Consider the following 21323-nt stretch of genomic DNA (forward strand, 5'->3'; position numbering starts at 1 on the left):
CGCTTTACTATTCTTTTTCTAATGTGACATCTGAGCCAACAGCCCTGATAACCGTCTTCTTCAAGCTGAGCATTCCTTTTCCCGTATTGCCGGAAAGACCGGGAATCTGTATTATTACAGGCAACGGCAACTCATTATAGCTCTCGATTAGCTCTTCAAGCTGTTCATGCAGCTTTTCAGTAATGTAAATCACAGCGTACCTTTCTTCTATCAACATTTTGAGGCGGTCAGCCCCATCTTCCGCATTGTCTAACTGGAATGTCTCAAGCCCTATCGCTACAAAGCCGTATATGCTCTCGCGGTCTCCTAGCACAGCTACTTTATACATACATATCCCTCATTCTCTCCCTTATAGCTTTATCTGCCAGGCCGTATAGCTTGCCTTTAAGTATAATCGTTACGGTTTTAATTTCGTTTTCTCTTGCCAAAACATATGCAACAAGAGGGGACGCTGTGAATGGATTATATTTCTGCCGCTTCATATGGCTGATTATCAGGCTGTCGCCCCATACCTCGAATGCTACAGTTGACATCCTGAGCGCATCTGCTGCGCCGCTATAGCATGTAGTTTTAAGATAGCCGCATATAGCATCCAAGCCTGCAAAGGCTGCTTCACCAAGGCTCATAGCATCCAGCGTTTTACACTGTGCAAGTGTTCTTTTAAAAAAGTCGCTGCCCCTTCCTGCTTCATGTCCGCGTACTGCTATTAATATGTCAGACAGGGCTACTTTCAGCTCCGCATATTCCATAATGGCCTCGTTACCTGAAGCCATCCCCTTTGCGTATACGGCATCAAGACACGCCTTGTCTATTATTGCATCGGCAAGCTGGCTGTTTCCCGTGTGAAACAGTACCCCGTATGATTCATTCGCGCAGCCTGACATATGCTCGGGCAACGACGTAAAATTATGTTCGCTTACAGCTCTGATTATTGTTTCCAAATCCACAGTGCCGCCAGCCAGAAAGATATCAGGAATCTCCTTGTCTAGATATACCTGTTTAATAGCTGCCTTCAGATTGTGATAATCATTCTGGCACAATATCGCATCGAAAAGGGATATGTCTCCAACAAGTTCGCGTATAAGATTCCATGTCTTCTCTCGCTCAAACGTGAGCAGCTCTTCAAGGCTCTCCTCCCCTTTGTCTCCCCAGCCCCTGTCTCTTAAAAGTCTTATCGCTTCTTTATAGCTGCTTGCTGCGATGAGCTGCTCAATAAAGACTCTGTCAAGCAGCTTGAGCTCTTTGGAACGGATTCTGGCAACCGCATATATGTATTGATTTTCAGGCACTATCATATTTCCTCTCCGCCTTCCCTAGCCTTCCTGTTTAAACAGCACACGGTTCAACTCCTCTCTCAATCCGTCCACAACAGACGAAAATAGGGCATCCAACGTGCAGTTGACTTCGACATCGCCGTATGCAAGTACAAAGCCGCCTTCAAACTCTCCGTCTTTCTCTGAAACTTCAAGTGTTCCATTTTCCAGAAGCGACACTTGCATGGATTTCTTGAACTCTTCAGGAATGCGCAGCTTGTCAGTTTTTGAAAAAATAATTTCGCCTGATTTGGGCAGAGCATATCTTTTTATCATTTTTAAAATGATTTCAAAATAATCGTAGTCTGTCAATCCCTGTAACCTTGCCTTTGCCTTGTCTATAACTTCGCCTATAAGTTTTTGTCTTGCTTCAAGTAAGAGTTTCCTCTGAAGCAGCATAGCCGAGGCTTCAGCCCTGCTAAGCAGACCTAGAGTCTCCGCTTCCGCCTGCTCAATTATGCTTGACTGGATTTGTTCGCCCTCATCCCTTGCATCCGCTAGTATCTGCGCCGCCCTTTCATTAGCCTGGCTCAGTTTCTCTTTCGCCGCCGCCTCGGCTTCAGCTTCGATTTTTTTCAATATACCTTCAAGTCCAGTCATCGTAAACGCCCCTGTCTGTTATATACTTAAGCCTGCAACCCCGTTTATTGCAAGAATAGAGATCAAAAATGCGAATATGGCGTATGTTTCAACCATGGCAGGAAGTATCATCGCCTTGCCGAACTGGTCCGGCTTCTTTATTACCATGCCGATCCCCGCTATGGAAACTCTCGACTGGTGTATTGCAGAGAAATACCCTACAAGCGCCATAGGCATACATGCGGCAAAATATGCCATACCCTTCACTAGCGAAACATCGTTGCTCCCGCCTAAGATTCCAATCTGCGTTAGTGTTATGACAGCTATTAGAAAACCGTATATACCCTGGGTTCCTGGAAGCAGCTGGAGTATTAGCACCCTTCCAAACAATGCCGGAGTCTCAGCTATTGCACCGGCTGCTGCCTCTCCCGCCATGCCTACGCCCTTTGCGGAGCCCATGCCTCCCAGCAGCGCAGCTATTATGGCGCCTGATAGCGCGCATAAAATTCCGAACTTATCCATTATCATCACTCTCCTTGAATTTATAGTATTTTGTTTTTACGGCAAAGGGCTGAAACTTTCTGCCTCCCCCATTGTAAAACTTGCTGAAATACTCCACGTAATGCAGACGCGTTGTATGAACATATGCTCCAAGCATGTTTATAGCCAGATTCAGTACGTGCCCCAGCACAACAATCAGGGTGAATGGAACTATACCGATAATACTGTTTCCTGCAGCCATCCCCGCCATAAGATTGATTACTGAGCCTATGATTCCCGTTGCCAATCCAAGGGCCAGGAGACGCGTGTATGATAGTACATCTCCGAAATACGAGGTTATGCCATACAACTCGTAAAATCCCTTCAAAATCCTTACAAATGGATTTTTTGAGCTGCGCCCGTTTGTAATGATAATTCCAACGGCGCTTGCAACTGCCAGTGCGATTGCCATGCTAACTACGGCATCCGATATTGTAATGTTTAAGCTTAGCATGTCCCTCATCATCTTCATGGACAGCAGCAATACTCCAAGAGACGTCAGCAGTATGTACCATAGCAGCACATCATACACGGCGCTTTTGTAGTCACTGCGCTTAAAGGCCTGATAAAGCTTCATACCCATTCCTGTGTACAAATGTATGACTCCAATAAGCATGCAATACCCGATTAGTATCATCGGAGACTTTGATGGCTCGAAAAGGACAGGAGGAATGTTGAAATCTCGTCCCAGGAATGTTCTTGAAATGATGAGCGGCAAATCCCCGAAATAGCCTCCAAACATGATCCCCCAAAACAGCGTGCTAATTCCGCAGTATAAAAACATTTTTATATATTTCTTCATGTGTTCTTCCAGCGTGGCTCTATGTCTTGCAAGCACCGTGCCGCAAGCGGTTATCAGCAGTAGGCCGTAGCCCGCATCTGAGAGCATGATTCCATAGAACATGTAATAGAAGAATGCCGTTACAGCAGTCGGGTCTGCTTCTCCTCTGCCTGGATAGCTGAACGCCTCGACAACTCCCTCCATAGGCGCTGAAAAACCATTGTTTTCAAGCAGAACAGGCACATCCTCGTCAACTTCAGGCTCCGACACTTCTACCGCCGCCTCGAACCTTTCAACAAGCAAATCAGCCACAACTTTTGCGTATTTTTGAGGCACATAACCTGTAATTACGAACACATTCTTGGAACTTAGCAATCGTCCAAGTGCCTCATACATCTCAATCCGCATGGATTCATAATCGGCAAGCAGCCACATGTCCTTTCTCATTTCTATACATGCTTCTATTTCGGATTTAGCCTGCTGTATGTCTGCGCTTCTCCGCTTTATCTCTTCCCCAGCCTCAAAAATTGCTTTAGATGGCACTTCAGACGAAAAGTTACCGGGACTGGAAAAACCAATTTGCTTCAAACTTTCTAATATGGCCCGCGCTTTAGGTTTCATGCATATAGCTACAATGCATGTTTGCTCCTGTGATGCGCTTACAATATCTACGGCTACGGGTTCATTTGCAGGAAAGCTATCAAATATATCTTCCGACCTCCACTCACCAGGCAGAGTGCCAATGAATATTGCTGTCATATCAGTCCACTTCAAATCAAGTGGGATATCGAGCTCTCTCCACGAAGAAAGGGCTTCAATCCGCGAGTGCGCCTTGTTGATTTCGCTCCTGCTTTCCTCAATAAGCCTTTCCAGTGAGTCAATTGTTTTTGCAGCCTTTACAGCCTCGCTACGTCTTCCTTCAAAGTCATCAAACACCGCCTTGGAAACCGGTCTCCTTCCGGAAACATTTGCCATGATCTTTCTTTTCTCCGGCGAGTGCTGGTCGAGTATATCCAATGCTCGCTTTGCCAGGCTTAATGTTTCTAAAGAAGCTTTGATTTTATCGGATGCATCTGCCCTTTGAAAAATGCTGTCTTGTTCAGATACATCCTTTAATTCAACTACGCCCTGCAGCTGGAGCAGCTCAAGTATCCTGCCGAGGTTTGCATTCAGGCTGCATATGCTTATTTGCTGCATCTTCGATACTGCCATTGAGCCACCCCCTTCTCCGGAATGTTTAAACCAATTCTGAAATCACCAGGTCTATTGCGCTCTGCTCATTTTCTTGGGCAAGATTCTCAAGCGCCTTGATTGCTTCCTCAGCTCCCTTTTCTGCCTCCTCAAGCATCCTTTCCACCTGCTTTCTTGCCTCTGAAAGCTTATTCTCAGCCTCCATAACGGCTTCATCCCGCATAGTGGCGGCAATACGGCCAGCTTCTTCCCTGGCTTTTGATATTATAGCGTCGGCTTTATCTGCCGCCTCTTTTTCTATCTTCAGAGCGCTAAGCTCAGCCGCTCGAATCGTCTCTATCGTATCCTTTGCCATATCATATCCTCCAGTCAAGCTAGAAACACTCTGTTTTTTCCAGATATATACCCATTCTACACACGAAAAAAAACCATCCCCTATTCCGTCCAGAGATGGTTTTTAAAATATTTTATTTGTTATACTAATTTCATTATTTCCTGAAAAGCAGTTGTATCTATCTAGTTCTATTTCTGAATCAGCTTAACTATGTCTTTCGTCATCAGAATCTTTCCGGAAGATACAACCACCTCGTCTATCACAAGCGCCGGAGTCGACATGACACCATAACTTACGATTTCTGCCATGTCCTCTACTTTAACTACCTCTGCCTCTATTCCTGTCTTTTCGATAGCTTCATTTACATGCTCAAGAAGCATTTTACATTTCTTGCATCCTGGTCCTAGTACTTTTATTGTCATAAGTCAACTCTCCCTTATCTTAAGTCTTCTATCTACAAGAATAGATACCCAAAAGCATTGAAAGAATATCCTATGATTACGATTCCTGCAGTTACAAGACCTCCGAATACTACAAGCAGCTTTGTCTTTACTACTTTCTTAAGCATAATCATCGATGGAAGGGAGAGCGCTGTAACTCCCATCATGAACGAAAGGGCCGTTCCAAGTCCCACACCCTTAAGCACAAGAGCCTCTGCGATAGGAAGGGTTCCGAATATGTCAGCATACATGGGCACTCCTGCAAGCGTTGCAATTATAACTGAATACCACTTGTCCTGTCCGAGGACTGCCGAAATTATATTCTCAGGTATCCAGTTGTGTATGGCTGCTCCTATGCCTACACCTATCAGAATATACATCCAAACCCTCTTTATTATGTCGAGAACCTGGTTCTTGGAAAACTCCACTCTGTCAGCAGCAGTTAGCTCCTCCTGTTCTATGTCCATTATCTTGTTGGCGAATACGAATGGCTCTACGTATTTTTCCATCTTGGCTTTGCTTATTATCGATCCGCCTATTACCGCAAGCACTAGACCCACAACTACATACGCAATAGCTATCTGCCAGTTGAATATGCTCGCAAGAAGTATAACCGAAGCCAAGTCGACAAGCGGCGATGAAATCAGGAATGAGAAGGTTACCCCTACAGGAAGCCCCGCTCCTGTAAAGCCTATAAAAAGCGGTATTGACGAGCACGAGCAAAAAGGAGTCACGGTTCCCAGCAAGGCTCCAAGTATGTTTGCCGAAATACCATCGAATCTTCCAAGTATTTTCCTTGTTCGCTCTGGTGGGAAGTAGCTTTGTATATATGAAATTCCAAAAATAAGTACAGAAAGCAGTATGAATATCTTTATAACGTCATATATGAAGAAGTGTACGCTGCCTCCAAGCCTCTCCTGCATGCTGAGTCCGAAAACATTCTCAACAAGCAGCCTTACAAGGTCGTGCAGCCACTCCATCCTGAGCAGTTGACTGTTAATCCAATCAAAAATAACCATGGTACCTCATCTCCCATCAAATATTTTCTATGTCAATGTCGCTTTCAATGCTTAGTCCAATTTCATCAAACAAATCCTTTAATGCATCAATGTTCTCCTTGTTTAGTGAATACCTCATCCATATACCATCCTTGACGCCCTCCACAAGCCCGCTCGCGCAAAGTATCTTCATGTGATATGAAAGGGTAGGCTGCGTTATGTTGAAATGCTCTAGTATCTTGCAGGCACATAGCTGTCCTCCCGAAAGCATTGTAAGTATTTCAAGCCTTGTTTCATCGGCTATGGCCTTCAAAAACACCACATATTGTGAATAGTTTTTTTTCATTAGGACCACCTTTATCAAATTATTAGTTTTATCTCTTCGCAGGAATCAGAAGAACTGATGCTCCCGAATGTCTTGCCACGTTGTGGCTTACGCTTCCTAGATACAATTCTTTTACAAAGCCTCTACCCTGGCTTCCCATGACGACAAGAGGTATTTCAAGCTCTTTTACCAACCTTATTATTTCTGTAGACGGCTTGCCGTATAGGAGCTGTATGTCGACTTCCGCATCCCCTATCTCCTCAAGTGCCTTTTTCATATCCTGAAGCTTGACTGTGTCTTCTGCTTTGAATTCCTCGAGGCGGTGTGAAAGATGCGGTTCGATTTCAGCTCGGTCATGGACATGAACAAGTGTAACTTTCCTTGCGCCGTCTGCAACCATTTTTTTGACATATTCAAAAGCGTGCGCAGCATTTTCAGAAAAATCCGTCGGAAATAAGATATTGTCCGTTATATCAAACGCCACATCAGCCACGGTTTTTTCAGGAACCCTCACAAGAAGAACCGGCTTAGATGCTTTATGAATAACTTCATGTGCTGGGCCTCCGAAAAACACCTCACCCATTAGGGAGTGTTCCTGAGCCGCAGCTACAATAACCGAAAAATTCTCCTCAACTGCTATTCTGTCAATTTCATTTTTCATAAGGCCTGTAACTACTCTGGTTTCTACTGCATACCCTTCCTTTTGCAAAATCTCCTTTTGCTGTGCAAGGTTTTGCTCAAGTATTGAAGTATAGAAATTCGATATTGTAGCATCAACAGAATGCGGATTTATGCATTGTAGCAAGAGGCACTCTTTTGCTCCAAGTTTTCTGAAACCTTCAAGGCGAGTGAGCATTTCTAGTGCAACAGATGATATTTCAGAAGCTATAATCATTCTGGAAAACATATGGACAACTCCTTTTTATTTTTTTCACAACTAAAATTTCGAATATGTATGTGTGGTGCCAGGCAATACATAGAACCTTATCTATGTATATTATATTAAATCACATAGATGATTGTCAATATGTTTTGAGTAATTTACAGAGCCATCCCAAACTGTAAGACTGCCCATTACAACCATTGTAATCTTGAGCTCTTGTATAAGCCGCTACTAAGCGTACAACTCTATAGGCCATATTCTTAAACTTGATTATTAGCATTCCATTTTATTCTAGCCGTATTTATGCTAATATATTGAGGCAGCTTGATTAATGCTCGCGATATCTTCAGGCTGCTGCAGGCTTATTATTTAAATTCGAATGATAAAATTAAGATTATTTATATATTCACAAATAGTTTATATAGCTACAAGAGAAAGGATTGAATTGATTGCATATGAAGAATCATCCGGAATATTTTGAAGAGGTCGAAAGGCTAAATGAAACGCTGCTTTACGTGGAGAACACCATATCGGCCGCTGAGCAAAACAAGGATGCATACCGCGAGGAAATAAAAGACGCATATATAAATCTCGACTATCTGGACAGCAGCCAAAGCTACGCCAGTATTCTTGTTAACACACGGCTGCTAGACGCTCTGGAAAGGAATTATGACGGCCTCCAGCGGGCCAGAAAAAAACCTTACTTTGCAAGGCTTGATTTCAAGCAGGATGAAAACGGAAGAACAGATAAATTCTATATAGGCAAAACGTCTCTTTTCAAGGCTGAATGGGAAATACCCATGATAGTGGACTGGCGCTCACCTATCGCCAGCGTCTATTACGACGGCGAACTGGGCAGCGTTTCTTACCAGTCAGCTACCGAAACAATAACTGGAGAACTGCTTCTAAAAAGGCAGTATACACTCGAAAACGGAACACTCGAAGGCATAATGGACATCGACATAACAACTACAGACGCATTCTTACAGGCATCGCTCGAAGGAAACAAGGACAACAGACTCAAAGACATAGTCTCGACAATACAGTCAGAACAAAACGCAATCATACGCTCCGACATACACAAGCCACTCATAGTGCAAGGAGTTGCAGGCAGCGGCAAAACGACAATAGCGCTGCATCGAATTGCATATCTTATATATAATCACGAAAAGGATTTTATCCCCGAGAATTTCATGATAATGGCTCCGAACCAATTATTTCTCAACTATATTTCCGAAGTGCTTCCCGAATTGGGAGCAGACAGGGTCAAGCAGACGACATACGTCGATTTTATGCATGAAGTAATCGGCAAAAAATACAGGCTGACCGATTCCGACGAAAAACTAATAAGCATCATAAACGGTGCTGTCACCAAAGATGAGTCCGATTCGCACGAGCTTCTAAAAAAAGCCTCGCGTTTCAAGGGCTCCATGAGATTCAAGAATGTGATCGAAAGGTATATTCGCGACATAGAGCTGAATTTCGTGCCGGATGAGGATGTAACCGTAGAAGGACATACGCTTATGACATCCAAAGAAATAAAAAAACTTTTCATCAGCCAGTACAGATACCTTCCGCTGTACAAAAGAATTGCAGAAATAAAAAAGAATCTCTCAAACACGCTCAAAAGAGACAAAATCAGAATTCTTGAAGAGATTGAGCAATTCTACGACAAGCAGATAGAATACCTACGGTACAATGAGGCGCAGTCAGAAGAAAGGCGTAAAAAAATAGTAAACCTTATTGATGCCAGAGACAACGCAATGGAATCGTTAAAGAAAAACTCCAGAAATATAATATCCAAATATATTTCAAAGTTTCCCAAAAAAGACCTGCTCGACTATTACAAGGACCTACTGACAAACAGTGAAACCCTTGTAAAATACGGCAACGGCAAACTCAGCAGCGAATTCGCCGAATATGTGAGCGAGCATTCAACCAGCATATTCAGCAAAAAGCAAATGGAGCTTGAAGACCTTGCCGGCATAGCTTATATGAAGCACAGGGTTTTCGGATTCGATGACAAGCTTGACATCAGGTATGTGGTGATTGACGAGGCACAGGATTTCAGCCATTTCCAGTTTTATGCGCTCAAGGAGATATTGAACACCAAGCTCTTCACGATACTAGGGGACCTATCGCAGGGAATCCACGCTCACAGAGGGATAAACAACTGGAATTTTATTCTGAACAACATATTCGACCCTCAGGAAAGCCAGTACCTAGAACTAGCTCAAAGCTACAGGACCACAATTGAAATAATGGACCTGGCTAATGAAGTAATCAAAATGTGCCCGATAGATGGATTACTATTGGCGCAACCGGTAGTGCGCCACGGGGAAAAGCCCCAAGCCTTTAAATTCGATTCTGACGGGAAAATCATAGATGCTTTGCAGAACAATGTTGAGCAGTTAAAATCCGATGGCTATAGCTCAATTGCCGTGATAGGTAAAACGCTAGATGAATGTAAAAAAATACAAAAATGCCTAGCCAAAAACAAGAATATCGAAACAAAGCTGCTCGGTGAAAAGGCTGACTACAGCGAAAACAATGTAGTGATAGTTCCTTCATACCTGGCAAAAGGGCTGGAATTCGACGCTGTAATAATTGTTACTTTGGAGGATGCCTATTCTCAGGACGAATTGGATATCAAGCTGTTGTATGTTGCCATGACGAGGGCTTTGCACAGGCTTTGCATTTTATGCAAGAATAACACTATTCCAGCCATTGAAAAAACAGGTATACTGACATCTGGATCTGGAAACGCAGCTGTTTAGCACGGTTGAAAAAGGAGGAATCTAACGGGAAAATGAGTAACAAATGCAAAATATGCGGTTTCGAAACGCGAAAGATTCATAGCAAGCAGTTCAATGCAGACTATCATTACTGCGAAAGGTGCGAATTCATATCAAAGGATGAAAATGCAATCATTTCGCCTGAGGATGAGCTTACTATATACAACGACCACAACAATTCAATAGATGACCCAAGGTATGTGGCTTATTTCTATAAGTTTCTTGAAGCTGCCGTGTTCAATTATGTAAACGAAGGAAAGAAGGGCCTGGATTTCGGTAGCGGACCATCTCCCGTGTTGGCCCAAATTCTCGAGAAGAATCACGGGTATGCAGTGGATATATATGATTTGTACTACTCCCCAGAAAAGGTCTATTTGAATAAAAAATACGACCTTGTCACATCCACAGAAGTTGTTGAACACCTGAAGGATCCTCTGGAATACTTCAGTTTATTTAAGGGGCTTCTGTGTGATACTGGAGTTTTAGCTGTCATGACCCTTTTTCATCAAAATGACGAGCAGCACTTCCTGCGCTGGCATTATATGAGGGACAAAAGCCACATCTCCTTCTATACCACTAAAACAATGGAATATATAGCTGACCTTGTCGGACTTAAAGTCATTCACACAAATGGCATTCGATATACGACCTTTGCAGTGAGGCAATAGCGTCCTGAATGATTTTTCCAATGCCTGCAAAATGCAAAACCCTCGATAAGCTATACAAAGCTTCTCAAGGGTTCTGACGTTTATCATTTATTTTCTATATTATCTTAGTTTCATTTCGGTTCCGACTATGTTCTCCCAGTTGTCTGCAATTTCCTTTATTATTCCTACTCCTATTCTCGATATGAAAACTACGCTCGAGTCAGGCGCTGAAGAGTCGAATTCCTTGTAGTCGATCTTTTTGTTGACTACGTCCACCTGGTTCCAGCCGTCGTCAAGCTTCGAGAATCCCTTTATCCTGAATGCGTGAGGAGATACTGCATCCAAGAAGCTAGTAAACTTGCTCTTTTCTACAGCTCCGTCGTATCTGAGCGTGAAGGTTCTTGGCTTGTTCTCAGTAGTGTTTGTAGTGTCCTGAGTTTCAACCCATTTCTCCTTGACAAGGTCTTCCTCCAGGAATCTGTAGTTTACGTTTCCGAAAGACGATTCCTCAATCTTGACATAAGGGTTAATTTCCATGATTTTTTCCTTTATCGCAGCAACAGTGCTGCTGTCTACAAGGTCTACCTTATTTATTACTACGAAGTTGCTGTAAAGGGCCTGCCTCTTTATTGTTTCAAGGTCTTCGATCTGCTCGAGGAAGTTTCTGCCGTCAACTATGCATATAGCTCCCCTGTAGTCGTATGCGTCTTCGCCGGCAAGCCTTCTTACCGCATCGAGAATTTCGTCAATATTTGAAGGGTCTGCAAGACCTGAACTTTCAACGAAAATGTAGTCGAGCTCCTGCGCCGCCATTTCAACCATAGCCTGAACAAATGATATTTTAAGGCATGAGCAAAATATGGAGCCTCTGTTTATTTCAGTAAGTGTAATTCCTTCTTTTTCAACAAGCGTTCCGTCTACCCCCGTCTTGCCGAATTCATTCATTATGATTCCTATTTTCTTGTCTCCAAGATTGTCCATTACATTCTTCAAGAATGTAGTTTTGCCGGCTCCTAAAAATCCAGTGAGCAGATACAGTTTTTTTGGCGCTTTGTTCATTAATATCATCCTCCGTCAAATTATCATGAAGCCTACTTGGCTATATATTTTTTTATATCTTCCACACTCAATACCTTACCTGGCGCTTTTACAGCCCCGTCTATTACAAGAGCCGGAGTCGTCATGACACCATGAGTCATTATTTCAACAAGGTCGTCTATTTTTTTTACAGTTGCGTCTATGCCGAGTTCTTCTACAGCCTTTTTTGCGTTAGCCTCAAGCTTGTCACACTTGTCACAGCCAGTGCCTAGAATTTTAATTTCCACAAAAATCATCTCCTGTATTCTTATAATATCAGCTCAAATATACATCGATAAAGTTCTATATGTTAATTATAATAAAACACATAGAAGTATGTCAATGTATTTTTAAGCTTTTTATAATGCCATTTGAATGTCACATTCTATGGATTTTTTCGTCGCCAACTGAAATGGTCTAAATTTCAAAAATAAATAATTTGTGGCGGATTTACTTATTAAATATCTCAATAATTTATTTATACTCTATTAGATATTGCTATTTTTAATTGTTTGAAAATTATGATAATATTCTACTTGTACTGTTTTCAATGTTATTTTTAATTTTGAAAACAAATATTCAAATTAATTGGAGGGGTAATAATGAAAAAGAAACACATTTTACTTGTAGTAAGCTTATTTTTAATGGCCTTCCTGGCTGTGGGATGCAGTTCGGCTCCAACAGAAACAAAACCTGAAGCTGAGACAAAGCCAGCAGCTGAAGCAGCTCAAATACCCAAAGAATTGGGAGAATACAATTATATCAGCGCTGCAGATCTCAAGGCTCGTATTGACGCGGGAGATTTGGAATCAGGTGCCATGATTATGACTTCCTCTCAAACAGAAGAAGAACTAGCTGATTCCTATATGAAGGGCGACTTGATCAAAACTCAGGCAAGACCACTTGAAACAGTCGAGGACTATGCTAAGCTTGAACCTGTATATGAGATTATAAAGGATACAGATGCAGATGTAATATTAATTTGTCCTGGAGGCAAAAGCGGAGCTACAAGACCTGCTGATTATTTTGCCGCAAAAGGTATTGATACTGACCGCTTGTTGATTCTTGAAGGAGGTCAGGGAAATTTCAGCAAGCTTTATCCTGACTATGTTGTGTTTGGAGACAAGAAATAGCGAGTAGATTGTTTAAAGGAGAATCTTTTTATTAGAGGTTCTCCTTTTTTGCTTTTGAATAATAATATTTTTGATGCATATTCACGAAATTACCTGCATTATATATCAATTACGATAATATTATTTAAGATTATTATTCGAACAATTAAATTTTCTCCCTGTGTTTGCTCAGCTATACGTATGAGTATAATCTACTTATACATATTGTCGTTGCTGCAAATGATATTCCGCATGACAAATACAAGTATCCTGGGGGTGCCTACTTTGAAGGATTTACTGCAAAGAATACGTTCGGCGTATGAAAGCGCATTCAACGAAGAAAATTCACTCTGGATGAAAAAATACATGAAAGACCAGTTCGACTTCTTCGGTATAAAGACTGCTGAAAGAAGGCGGATTTCGAAACCATTTATGCAGGAGAGCCGCACTCTTACGCTGGATGACCTTGAATACCTTATACTCGAGCTTTGGAAGCAGGATGAGCGCGAGCTCCAGTACTTAGGCGCGGAAATGCTTCAGAAGAATGTCGACAGGCTGCCGGGAAGCGGCATGGCGCTTATAGAAGCTCTAGTCACAAACAAGTCATGGTGGGACACGGTAGACGCCCTGTCAGCAAACACAGCAGGAGACCTTATAAGGAGATTCCCCGCCCTGGTTCCTTCTGTTACAGACGCCTGGATTGACAGCGGCAATATGTGGCTTCAAAGATCGGCGCTGCTATTCCAGCTAAAATACAAGGGCAAGACGAACAAGGAGCTGCTTTTCAGTTATATTAGCAGACTATCTGATTCTCGGGAATTTTTCATACAAAAGGCCATAGGCTGGGCGCTGCGGGAATACTCAAAAACAAACCCCGACGATGTCGTCTCCTTTGTCGCTTCAGAAACACTCAAACCCTTGAGCAAAAGAGAGGCTCTGAAGGTTGTTCAGAGAAAAACAAAGCAAGTCTGATGTAATGTTATAATATGATTCAATAATTTCTTTTAAACTTTGTTCAACGTTCTTGAATTTGGGTATATATTAAATTAATATTTTGAAATCATAATAAATTGCGGGAGGCGATTCGTAATGGTTAAGGCTTTAGTTCTATTAGGATTCACAGGACTTCTCATTTTTATGTTTTTCTATATGTCGTCACTTGATCCGAGTTCTTCATCCAAAAACAGTTCGAAGAAAAAATCAAAATAAAATGCAGGGATACATCAGCGGCTGCATATATCGGCTAGCCTCTGTGTGATTTTTGGAAGTAACGAACAAGAATATAGCTGGATTGGTTTTCCAATCCGGCTTTTTTTTGAACTCTTTTTTCGTATATAGTATAATGTATATTATATTATTCCATTCAGCGGCTGCTGTTAGTCGCATCCTAAGGAGTCAGAGTATGAAAAAAAGCACTTTACTTGTTGTATTTGCCTTAATTGCCATTGCCGCCATTCTGCTTTTAAAGCCATTCTCAAAATCTTCACCTCAAGGCGAAGTATCCATATCAAATACCGGTTTTCTAATGGGCACTGTAATCGACATAAAGCTCTTCGATACAACAGATCAGGCTATAATAGACGGGGCATTTGAAATAATTCGTAATATAGAAAGCAAAATGAGCCTCAACGTCGAAGGCAGCGAGATAAACAGAATAAATGAAAACTCAGGCTCCCTCCCTGTATCTGTATCTAGAGAAACTTATACCGTCGTCAAAAAAGGGCTCGAATACAGCTCCATGTCTGACGCCAACTTTGACATAACAATAGGACCTCTTGTCAGGCTCTGGGGAATAGGCACAGATAACGCCAAAGTGCCCTCAGAGCAGGAGATTCAAAATGCCAGGAGCCTTGTTGGCTACAAGATGGTTGGCACAACTGACTCTACAAGATCGGTGTATCTTCAAAAGAAGGGCATGCTGCTTGATCTTGGAGGCGTTGCCAAGGGCTATGCGGCGGATGAGATTTCAGAATATCTAAAAGCGCATGGAATAAGCCGCGCGATTATCAATCTGGGCGGCAACGTCATGGCTGTCGGCTCAAAGGATACAGATATTCCCTGGAAAATAGGAGTGCAAAATCCATTCGATTCGCGCGGCAGTTACATAGGCACAGTAGCTGTGAGTGACTCCACTGTTGTCACCTCGGGAATATACGAAAGATATTTCGAATCGAACGGCAAAATCTACCACCACATACTAAGCCCCTTTACAGGTTATCCGGTCGAAAATGGGCTATCCAGCGTGACTATAATAGCCAAGAGCTCGGCCGATGCTGACGCACTTTCCACTTCTGTATTCTCGATGGGGCTTGAGGATGGCCTTGCCCTTGCCGAATCACACGAGGACGTAGAGGCTATAGCCATCGACATGGACAAGAATATCTATTTAACCTCAGGAGCAAAAGAGGTTTTCTCACTTACGGACAAGACTTTCAAGATTTCAAGCACAAATAATTAACCCCAAAATGATAAAGACCCCTTGGCTGTCGGCCGCATATTGCATAATGCATGCCTTCGTCAATGGGTCTTCTCGCTTTAGATGGAATGTTTACGCAGCCGCCATCCGATCACAGAAAATCATATCTTTTGGAGAATCTCTAGAACTCCATCTTTTCTTCTATAAACTTCACAAGGTCAGCTATAGGCATCCTTACCTGCTCCATAGTATCCCTGTCTCTTACTGTAACAGTATTGTCTTCAAGAGTGTCGAAGTCAACAGTTATACAGAAAGGAGTTCCAGCCTCGTCCTGCCTTCTGTATCTTTTTCCTATGCTTCCGCCGGCATCATAGTCAACCATGAATTTCTTCGCAAGCTCCCTGTATACCTTGAGCGCAGGCTCCTCAAGCTTCTTAGTAAGAGGAAGCACTGCAGCCTTAAGAGGTGCAAGCGCAGGGTGGAATCTGAGTACTGTTCTTTCAGTACCGTCCTCAAGCGCCTCCTCGTCGTACGCATCCACAAGGAAAGCAAGCGTCACACGGTCAGCTCCAAGCGATGGCTCTATGCAGTAAGGTATATACTTCTCGTTAGTCACAGGATCCTGATAGTTAAGCAAAGTGCCAGAATGCTCGCTGTGCCTGCTAAGGTCAAAGTTTGTTCTGTCCGCAATTCCCCAAAGCTCGCCCCAGCCGAAGGGGAACCTGTATTCTATGTCTGTTGTGGCGTTGCTGTAGTGCGAAAGCTCTTCCTTCTCGTGGTCTCTGAGTCTCATGTTCTCCTCATTGATTCCCAGATTCAGCAGCCAGTTCTTGCAGAAATCCTTCCAGTAATAGAACCACTCCATGTCCTCACCAGGCTTGCAGAAGAACTCAAGCTCCATCTGCTCGAACTCTCTTGTCCTGAATATGAAGTTACCAGGAGTTATCTCATTTCTGAAGGACTTGCCTATTTGCGCTATTCCAAAAGGCACCTTTTTTCTCGAAGTCCTTGCTACGTTCTTGAAGTTTACAAATATACCCTGTGCAGTCTCAGGCCTTAGGTATATCTGCGCCTGCGAATCCTCAGTTACTCCCTGGAAGGTCTTGAACATGAGGTTGAATTTTCTTATGTTAGTGAAGTCAGACTTGCCGCACTCCGGGCATTTTATTCCCTTTTCGGCTATGAACTGCTCCATCTTCTCTTGGCCCCATCCGTCCACAGTTACTTCCTCGCCGTCTGTTTCCTTTATGAAATCTTCAATAAGCTTGTCTGCTCTGAATCTGGAATTGCACGATTTGCAGTCCAGCAGGGGATCACTGAAACCTCCAACGTGGCCAGACGCAACCCAAACCTCAGGGTTCATAAGTATTGCAGCGTCGAGTCCCACGTTATGCTCAGACTCCTGTACGAATTTTTTCCACCAGGCTTTTTTAACGTTGTTTTTAAGCTCAACTCCAAGAGGACCATAATCCCATGTATTTGCAAGGCCCCCATATATTTCAGACCCTGGGTACACAAATCCTCTTGATTTTGCCAAGGCTACAATATCAACCATAGTAAATTCCTTCGACATATAATTCCCTCCTTAAAAAATAATAAAAAAAGCCCTTCATCCCTGGAAAGGGACGAAAGGCTATGCTCTCGCGGTTCCACCCTAATTGATGCAAATGCTGCACCCACTTTAAAGGTATCTGCTCCAAAGCTCCCTTCATCAAAACTGCCTGCCGGATTCACACCTTCACCGGCTCTCTTTGAGACTCGCGTTGACTACTCCTCTTTTTCACTGCAGAAAAACTATATGGCTTTAAATGATTTTAACACGACAAAAAGTGCTTGTAAAGCATATTTATTAATATTTTATTACACTCTACGCTATTTTACCTTTCTTTTCTTTCTCGCTCCACATCTTCTTCACCAGGAATATAACGGCTGTAAGCGCGAACAGCGTAAGCAGCCCTGCAACCACCATTCTTGCGCCGCCCGTAAGCATGCCGCCTATATACGAATATATTATTGTCGCCGGAAGCTGTCCAAGGCCTGTAGCCCAAAAGAAAGACCAAAACGACATCGATGTGAGCCCTGCCGCGTAGCTGACTATGTCAAACGACATGAATGGCAGCAGCCTGGCTATTAGTATCGCCTGGCTTCCGTATTTTTCAAAGAAAAGGTCAACACTTTCGAGCGCAAACTTGCTTGTAAGCTTTTCAACGGTTCCCCTGCCGTAAATCTTGGCGATGTAAAAGCAAAGCACTGCTCCCGCCATTGCCGAGCTCCAAGAAAGCAGTGCTCCCCAGACCCAGCCAAATATGGCCGCGTTTGCAAATGTTATAAGGAACGCAGGCAAAGGCGCGGCAACCGACTGGAACACCATTAGAAAGAATGATGTCACAGGAGCCAAAACTCCAAACGATCGTATATAGTCCCTTACATCATCAACGCTGAGTTTTTTGAAAACCATTGTCCACTGGTTTATCGTCTCCCTGACCTGTGGAACTGCAAAATATAGTGCTATGAGGATTACTGGAATCGAACCCTTGATCAATATATTTTTCTGCTTCTTGTTCATGATAAATCCCTCCTACATGTCGATTTAAAATTCAAGCTGATAATTCAAAAATAAGACCGCCAATGTAGATATTATCATATTAAATAAAACCAGGTAATTAATATAGAGATATTCTATCGCACAGCTCCAATTCATTCGTGTGTTTTATATACCCCAGACTCATATGTGGCATGTGCGGGCTCGTGCTGCTAGCAAACACATAGATTATATTCTATGGGCGTTTTCCGATAGCACCAGCTTGTCAATAGCGTATGCCACGCCCGCCTCGTCATTAGTAAGCGTCACAAAATCTGCGTGCCTTTTTACATCCTCCTCCGCATTCCCCATGGCTACTGCAAGTCCTGCAAACTTGAGCATGCTAATATCATTGTGGTTGTCACCGAATGCCACAACCTGCTCCCGGCCTATCCCCATTATCTGCGCCAGCTGCTCTACAGCCCTCCCCTTGCTCACTTCTGCTCTCATGAAGTCATACAACCCTTTTCCCGACTGGACAATCGCCACGCCCTCAATGCGATCGACTTCCTGCCTTACAGTCTCAAGAGCCTCATAGTCATCCGTATATAATACCCCTTTTATTATGGGCATTCCGTTTTCTACGAGAGCCCTGCAGCTTGGAACTACCTGTATGTCTATCTTTTCATCATCGGGCAGCGTCTTGTTGTATTCATGGAAAAAAAGCGCCCTTCCATCCAGCTTTTCGGTAAACATGCTGTGACGCCCGTAGAGTGAAAAAGAAACGCCAGCCGCTCTGCAGGCATTTATGAAACCAAGTACCTTATCTGCGTCTATTGGAAACTCTGCTATAGGATTATTTTCACCCAGCCTTCTTATCATGCCGCCGTTGCAAGATATCACGGGAAGGTCCAGCTTCATCTGCTTTATATAGCTTTTTATCATTATGTCCATTCGGCCCGTCGCCACCACTACGCTTATGCCACGCTCTGCGAGCCTGCCTATCGCCTCTATGTTTTTCACAGGTATGCTGTGGTCACTTGCAAGCATTGTACCGTCCATGTCAAGCACGCATAGCTTATAGTTGTTCATGTCAATTCCTCCACTAGTCATGATTTCTCAGCAATTTCATACACTGCTCTTATTAACTGGGCCTCCACAATTTCACAGCTACTATTGCCGCCGGATTTCAAGTAACAGCAGCAGATTGTAGTTAAGCTGTTGCACATATGAATTCTAATATATTATCATAATACTATATAACACATTTTTCTTATAGGGGGGCATTATGAGACAGCTCAATAGCTTGGAACAGATCAAATCCTTCATTGAATCAAACAGCTTTTGCCTTTTGTATTTCTCTGACGAGCTCTGCTCCGTCTGCCAGGACACGCTTCCCAAAGTGGAGCTTATGCTTGAAAATTATGGAACTGTAGCCTCGGCCAAAATAATAATAAACAACTCCCTTGAGACTGCTGCGCATTTTTCTGTTTTCACAGCTCCAACTATACTGCTCTACATAGGCGGTAAGGAATTTATAAGAGAAGCCCGATTCATAAGCATTACAGCACTTGAGTCTCAAATAAGTCGATATATCGAACTGTCCGAAACTTAACATGGCTTCAATTGAAAAAATCTATTAAAGCTCTCCCAATTTACCGTATCCGGCGATCTATGATTTGCCGGATTTTTCTTTTTTTAGCAGTAAATATTGCGCGGCTGCATTTTAGCATTCTTTTTTTTAAATTTGCTGACAATTAAATTATATGTATGATTTTTTATATATAAATAAATTTCCACACAAATTACAATTGCTATAGATTCATGTTTCTGTTACAATTGTTTCGGACTATTATTGTACATGTATGCAAGAGTAATTGTTTTTCATCTCATTCAGTTTCGCAAAGTAACTCATAATTTGGAAAGGAAGTGTGGATTTGATAGGTATCCTAGAGCAATTCGTAGCAGCAACAAACAATATTTTATGGTCTTATATCCTTATTGTAATGCTTATAGTTCTTGGTCTTTATTTCACTGTGAAGTCTCGATTCGTGCAATTTAGGATGATTGTAGAGATGGTAAGACTGCTTGGGGAGGGTGCGGCAAAAATCGGGAATAAAAAAACGGGAGTCTCGTCTTTCCAGGCCTTCTGCATAAGTACGGCTTCAAGAGTTGGTACCGGAAACCTTGCAGGAGTTGCCATAGCAATAACACTTGGAGGTCCGGGAGCCGTGTTTTGGATGTGGCTTATAGCCCTTATCGGCGCCGGATCAAGTTTTGTAGAAAGCACTCTTGCACAGATATACAAAGTCAAAGATGAAAACGGCTTCAGAGGCGGCCCTGCATACTACATAGAACAAGCTCTGGGCATTAGATGGCTTGGAGTTGTTTTCTCGATACTTATAACAATTACATTCGGTCTTGTATTCAACTCAGTCCAGTCGAACACTATATCATTCGCAGTAGAAAACGCATTTGGAGTTGACCGCGCTGTCACAGGCATACTGCTTACGGTAATGACTGTTGCCATAATATTCGGCGGAGTCAAAAGAGTTGCCAAAGTGTCGGAAATAATAGTCCCAATAATGGCAGTATCTTATGTAATCGTGGCACTTTTCGTTATAATCAAGAATTTCTCAAGCCTTCCATCAGTGTTCGCACTGATATTCTCAAATGCATTCGGACTCAACTCAATGTTTGGCGGTGGAGTTGGAGCCGCTATGATGATGGGAATAAAAAGAGGACTCTTCTCTAACGAAGCCGGTATGGGTAGCGCGCCTAATGCCGCCGCTACAGCTACTGTTTCTCACCCTGTAAAACAGGGTCTGATACAGACTCTTGGTGTTTTCACAGACACCCTGCTTATTTGCAGCGCCACTGCTGCAATGATACTCCTTTCAGGCGCATACAAAACAACGGGCGCTGAGGGGATACAACTGACCCAAAATGCGCTTTCTTCTCAAGTCGGCGCATGGGGAAATTCATTCATCGCAGTCTGCATATTCATGTTCGCTTTCAGCTCTGTAATAGGAAACTATTACTATGGTGAAACGAACATAGAATTCATAAAAGCAGACAGGAAATGGCTGTTTGCATACAGGATTGCCGTTTCTTCAATGGTTATGGTTGGAGCAATAGCAAAAATTCAGATAGTCTGGGACATGGCAGACCTTTTCATGGGGCTAATGGCTATTATCAACCTTGGAAGCATAGCTTTCCATTACAAGAAGGCAATTGACGCCCTTGATGACTACACAAGGCAAAAGAAAATGGGCTTGGATCCTGTGTTCTACAAGGACAGCATAGAAGGTATCGACGATGTAGAATGCTGGAACTACAGCCCTGACTACAACAAGAAAGCAGTCTAAAGT

Annotated in this window: 22 protein-coding genes and 1 other annotated feature; of the genes, 7 read left to right on the plus strand and 15 right to left on the minus strand. The window is 42.9% G+C overall.

The window, feature by feature from the left end:
• Positions 1-7 precede the first annotated feature (7 nt).
• The 10 genes from EAL2_RS13470 to EAL2_RS13515 form a co-directional block, all read right to left on the minus strand.
• Positions 8-328, minus strand: coding sequence for a V-type ATP synthase subunit F (locus tag EAL2_RS13470; protein WP_025436877.1), 321 nt, complete (start codon positions 326-328; stop codon positions 8-10).
• The gene (locus EAL2_RS13475; RefSeq protein WP_242842522.1) at positions 321-1295 is read right to left on the minus strand and encodes a V-type ATPase subunit; all 975 of its coding nucleotides are present in this window, start codon (positions 1293-1295) and stop codon (positions 321-323) included. The genes EAL2_RS13470 and EAL2_RS13475 overlap by 8 nt, the downstream gene beginning before the upstream one ends.
• Before the next feature lie 18 nt (positions 1296-1313).
• The gene (locus tag EAL2_RS13480; protein WP_025436879.1) at positions 1314-1913 is read right to left on the minus strand and encodes a V-type ATP synthase subunit E; all 600 of its coding nucleotides are present in this window, start codon (positions 1911-1913) and stop codon (positions 1314-1316) included.
• Positions 1914-1931: 18 nt separating this feature from the next.
• Positions 1932-2414 carry a V-type ATP synthase subunit K gene (locus tag EAL2_RS13485; RefSeq protein WP_025436880.1) on the minus strand — a complete coding sequence of 161 codons (483 nt, stop codon included), beginning with the start codon at positions 2412-2414 and terminating at the stop codon, positions 1932-1934.
• A complete protein-coding gene (locus tag EAL2_RS13490) occupies positions 2407-4425 on the minus strand; it encodes a V-type ATP synthase subunit I (protein WP_025436881.1) in 2019 nt (672 codons plus the stop codon). The genes EAL2_RS13485 and EAL2_RS13490 overlap by 8 nt, the downstream gene beginning before the upstream one ends.
• 25 nt (positions 4426-4450) lie before the next feature.
• Entirely contained in the window at positions 4451-4759 is a 309-nt protein-coding gene (locus tag EAL2_RS13495; protein WP_025436882.1) for a hypothetical protein, read from the minus strand.
• A gap of 167 nt (positions 4760-4926) precedes the next feature.
• Complete coding sequence (locus tag EAL2_RS13500) at positions 4927-5160, minus strand: thioredoxin family protein (RefSeq protein WP_025436883.1); 234 nt, start codon at positions 5158-5160, stop codon at positions 4927-4929.
• A gap of 32 nt (positions 5161-5192) precedes the next feature.
• On the minus strand, positions 5193-6197 hold the full coding sequence (locus EAL2_RS13505) for a permease (protein WP_025436884.1): 1005 nt from the start codon (positions 6195-6197) through the stop codon (positions 5193-5195).
• Positions 6198-6213: 16 nt separating this feature from the next.
• On the minus strand, positions 6214-6522 hold the full coding sequence (locus EAL2_RS13510; protein WP_025436885.1) for an ArsR/SmtB family transcription factor: 309 nt from the start codon (positions 6520-6522) through the stop codon (positions 6214-6216).
• 28 nt (positions 6523-6550) lie between these two features.
• Positions 6551-7408 (minus strand): universal stress protein, encoded by an 858-nt coding sequence (locus EAL2_RS13515; RefSeq protein WP_025436886.1) that lies wholly within the window; start codon positions 7406-7408, stop codon positions 6551-6553.
• Between the two features lie 431 nt (positions 7409-7839).
• Between EAL2_RS13515 and helD the strand changes: the two genes are divergently transcribed.
• On the plus strand, positions 7840-10161 hold the full coding sequence (gene helD / locus EAL2_RS13520; protein WP_025436887.1) for an RNA polymerase recycling motor HelD: 2322 nt from the start codon (positions 7840-7842) through the stop codon (positions 10159-10161).
• 32 nt (positions 10162-10193) lie between these two features.
• Positions 10194-10847, plus strand: coding sequence for a class I SAM-dependent methyltransferase (locus tag EAL2_RS13525; protein WP_025436888.1), 654 nt, complete (start codon positions 10194-10196; stop codon positions 10845-10847).
• A 99-nt stretch (positions 10848-10946) separates the two neighbouring features.
• On the opposite strand, the gene EAL2_RS13530 is transcribed toward EAL2_RS13525, so the two are convergent.
• Both EAL2_RS13530 and EAL2_RS13535 read right to left on the minus strand, forming a co-directional pair.
• Positions 10947-11885: a CobW family GTP-binding protein gene (locus tag EAL2_RS13530; protein ID WP_025436889.1), complete on the minus strand. Its 939-nt coding sequence runs from the start codon at positions 11883-11885 to the stop codon at positions 10947-10949.
• Positions 11886-11917: 32 nt separating this feature from the next.
• The gene (locus tag EAL2_RS13535) at positions 11918-12151 is read right to left on the minus strand and encodes a thioredoxin family protein (RefSeq protein ID WP_025436890.1); all 234 of its coding nucleotides are present in this window, start codon (positions 12149-12151) and stop codon (positions 11918-11920) included.
• A 354-nt stretch (positions 12152-12505) separates the two neighbouring features.
• Between EAL2_RS13535 and EAL2_RS13540 the strand changes: the two genes are divergently transcribed.
• From EAL2_RS13540 to EAL2_RS13550, 3 genes are all read left to right on the plus strand, one after another.
• A complete protein-coding gene (locus EAL2_RS13540; protein ID WP_025436891.1) occupies positions 12506-13036 on the plus strand; it encodes a hypothetical protein in 531 nt (176 codons plus the stop codon).
• A 264-nt stretch (positions 13037-13300) separates the two neighbouring features.
• Positions 13301-13987, plus strand: coding sequence for a DNA alkylation repair protein (locus tag EAL2_RS13545; RefSeq protein ID WP_025436892.1), 687 nt, complete (start codon positions 13301-13303; stop codon positions 13985-13987).
• Between the two features lie 430 nt (positions 13988-14417).
• Complete coding sequence (locus tag EAL2_RS13550; RefSeq protein WP_025436893.1) at positions 14418-15473, plus strand: FAD:protein FMN transferase; 1056 nt, start codon at positions 14418-14420, stop codon at positions 15471-15473.
• Between the two features lie 139 nt (positions 15474-15612).
• Here EAL2_RS13550 and EAL2_RS13555 read toward each other — a convergent pair whose 3' ends face one another.
• From EAL2_RS13555 to EAL2_RS13565, 3 genes are all read right to left on the minus strand, one after another.
• Entirely contained in the window at positions 15613-17004 is a 1392-nt protein-coding gene (locus tag EAL2_RS13555; protein WP_025436894.1) for a glycine--tRNA ligase, read from the minus strand.
• Between the two features lie 45 nt (positions 17005-17049).
• Positions 17050-17224 (minus strand) — a binding site (T-box leader).
• A 74-nt stretch (positions 17225-17298) separates the two neighbouring features.
• Entirely contained in the window at positions 17299-17997 is a 699-nt protein-coding gene (locus tag EAL2_RS13560) for a TVP38/TMEM64 family protein (RefSeq protein ID WP_025436895.1), read from the minus strand.
• Positions 17998-18201: 204 nt separating this feature from the next.
• On the minus strand, positions 18202-19044 hold the full coding sequence (locus tag EAL2_RS13565) for a Cof-type HAD-IIB family hydrolase (RefSeq protein WP_025436896.1): 843 nt from the start codon (positions 19042-19044) through the stop codon (positions 18202-18204).
• Between the two features lie 196 nt (positions 19045-19240).
• Between EAL2_RS13565 and EAL2_RS13570 the strand changes: the two genes are divergently transcribed.
• Entirely contained in the window at positions 19241-19567 is a 327-nt protein-coding gene (locus EAL2_RS13570; RefSeq protein WP_025436897.1) for a thioredoxin family protein, read from the plus strand.
• Between the two features lie 325 nt (positions 19568-19892).
• Positions 19893-21320, plus strand: a complete 1428-nt coding sequence (locus EAL2_RS13575) for an alanine/glycine:cation symporter family protein (RefSeq protein WP_025436898.1) — start codon at positions 19893-19895, stop codon at positions 21318-21320.
• The last annotated feature ends 3 nt before the right edge of the window (positions 21321-21323 follow it).

Source organism: Peptoclostridium acidaminophilum DSM 3953, from assembly GCF_000597865.1.
GTDB classification, from domain to species: Bacteria; Bacillota; Clostridia; order Peptostreptococcales; family Peptostreptococcaceae; genus Peptoclostridium_A; species Peptoclostridium_A acidaminophilum.

Excerpts from the sequence above, each read along its gene's own strand:
- EAL2_RS13470 (WP_025436877.1), bottom strand. The coding sequence starts at position 328 with ATGTATAAAGTAGCTGTGCTAGGAGACCGCGAGAGCATATACGGCTTT.
- EAL2_RS13475 (WP_242842522.1), bottom strand. The coding sequence starts at position 1,295 with ATGATAGTGCCTGAAAATCAATACATATATGCGGTTGCCAGAATCCGT.
- EAL2_RS13480 (WP_025436879.1), bottom strand. The coding sequence starts at position 1,913 with ATGACTGGACTTGAAGGTATATTGAAAAAAATCGAAGCTGAAGCCGAG.
- EAL2_RS13485 (WP_025436880.1), bottom strand. The coding sequence starts at position 2,414 with ATGGATAAGTTCGGAATTTTATGCGCGCTATCAGGCGCCATAATAGCT.
- EAL2_RS13490 (WP_025436881.1), bottom strand. The coding sequence starts at position 4,425 with ATGGCAGTATCGAAGATGCAGCAAATAAGCATATGCAGCCTGAATGCA.
- EAL2_RS13495 (WP_025436882.1), bottom strand. The coding sequence starts at position 4,759 with ATGGCAAAGGATACGATAGAGACGATTCGAGCGGCTGAGCTTAGCGCT.
- EAL2_RS13500 (WP_025436883.1), bottom strand. The coding sequence starts at position 5,160 with ATGACAATAAAAGTACTAGGACCAGGATGCAAGAAATGTAAAATGCTT.
- EAL2_RS13505 (WP_025436884.1), bottom strand. The coding sequence starts at position 6,197 with ATGGTTATTTTTGATTGGATTAACAGTCAACTGCTCAGGATGGAGTGG.
- EAL2_RS13510 (WP_025436885.1), bottom strand. The coding sequence starts at position 6,522 with ATGAAAAAAAACTATTCACAATATGTGGTGTTTTTGAAGGCCATAGCC.
- EAL2_RS13515 (WP_025436886.1), bottom strand. The coding sequence starts at position 7,408 with ATGTTTTCCAGAATGATTATAGCTTCTGAAATATCATCTGTTGCACTA.
- helD (WP_025436887.1), top strand. The coding sequence starts at position 7,840 with ATGAAGAATCATCCGGAATATTTTGAAGAGGTCGAAAGGCTAAATGAA.
- EAL2_RS13525 (WP_025436888.1), top strand. The coding sequence starts at position 10,194 with ATGAGTAACAAATGCAAAATATGCGGTTTCGAAACGCGAAAGATTCAT.
- EAL2_RS13530 (WP_025436889.1), bottom strand. The coding sequence starts at position 11,885 with ATGAACAAAGCGCCAAAAAAACTGTATCTGCTCACTGGATTTTTAGGA.
- EAL2_RS13540 (WP_025436891.1), top strand. The coding sequence starts at position 12,506 with ATGAAAAAGAAACACATTTTACTTGTAGTAAGCTTATTTTTAATGGCC.
- EAL2_RS13550 (WP_025436893.1), top strand. The coding sequence starts at position 14,418 with ATGAAAAAAAGCACTTTACTTGTTGTATTTGCCTTAATTGCCATTGCC.
- EAL2_RS13555 (WP_025436894.1), bottom strand. The coding sequence starts at position 17,004 with ATGTCGAAGGAATTTACTATGGTTGATATTGTAGCCTTGGCAAAATCA.
- EAL2_RS13560 (WP_025436895.1), bottom strand. The coding sequence starts at position 17,997 with ATGAACAAGAAGCAGAAAAATATATTGATCAAGGGTTCGATTCCAGTA.
- EAL2_RS13565 (WP_025436896.1), bottom strand. The coding sequence starts at position 19,044 with ATGAACAACTATAAGCTATGCGTGCTTGACATGGACGGTACAATGCTT.
- EAL2_RS13570 (WP_025436897.1), top strand. The coding sequence starts at position 19,241 with ATGAGACAGCTCAATAGCTTGGAACAGATCAAATCCTTCATTGAATCA.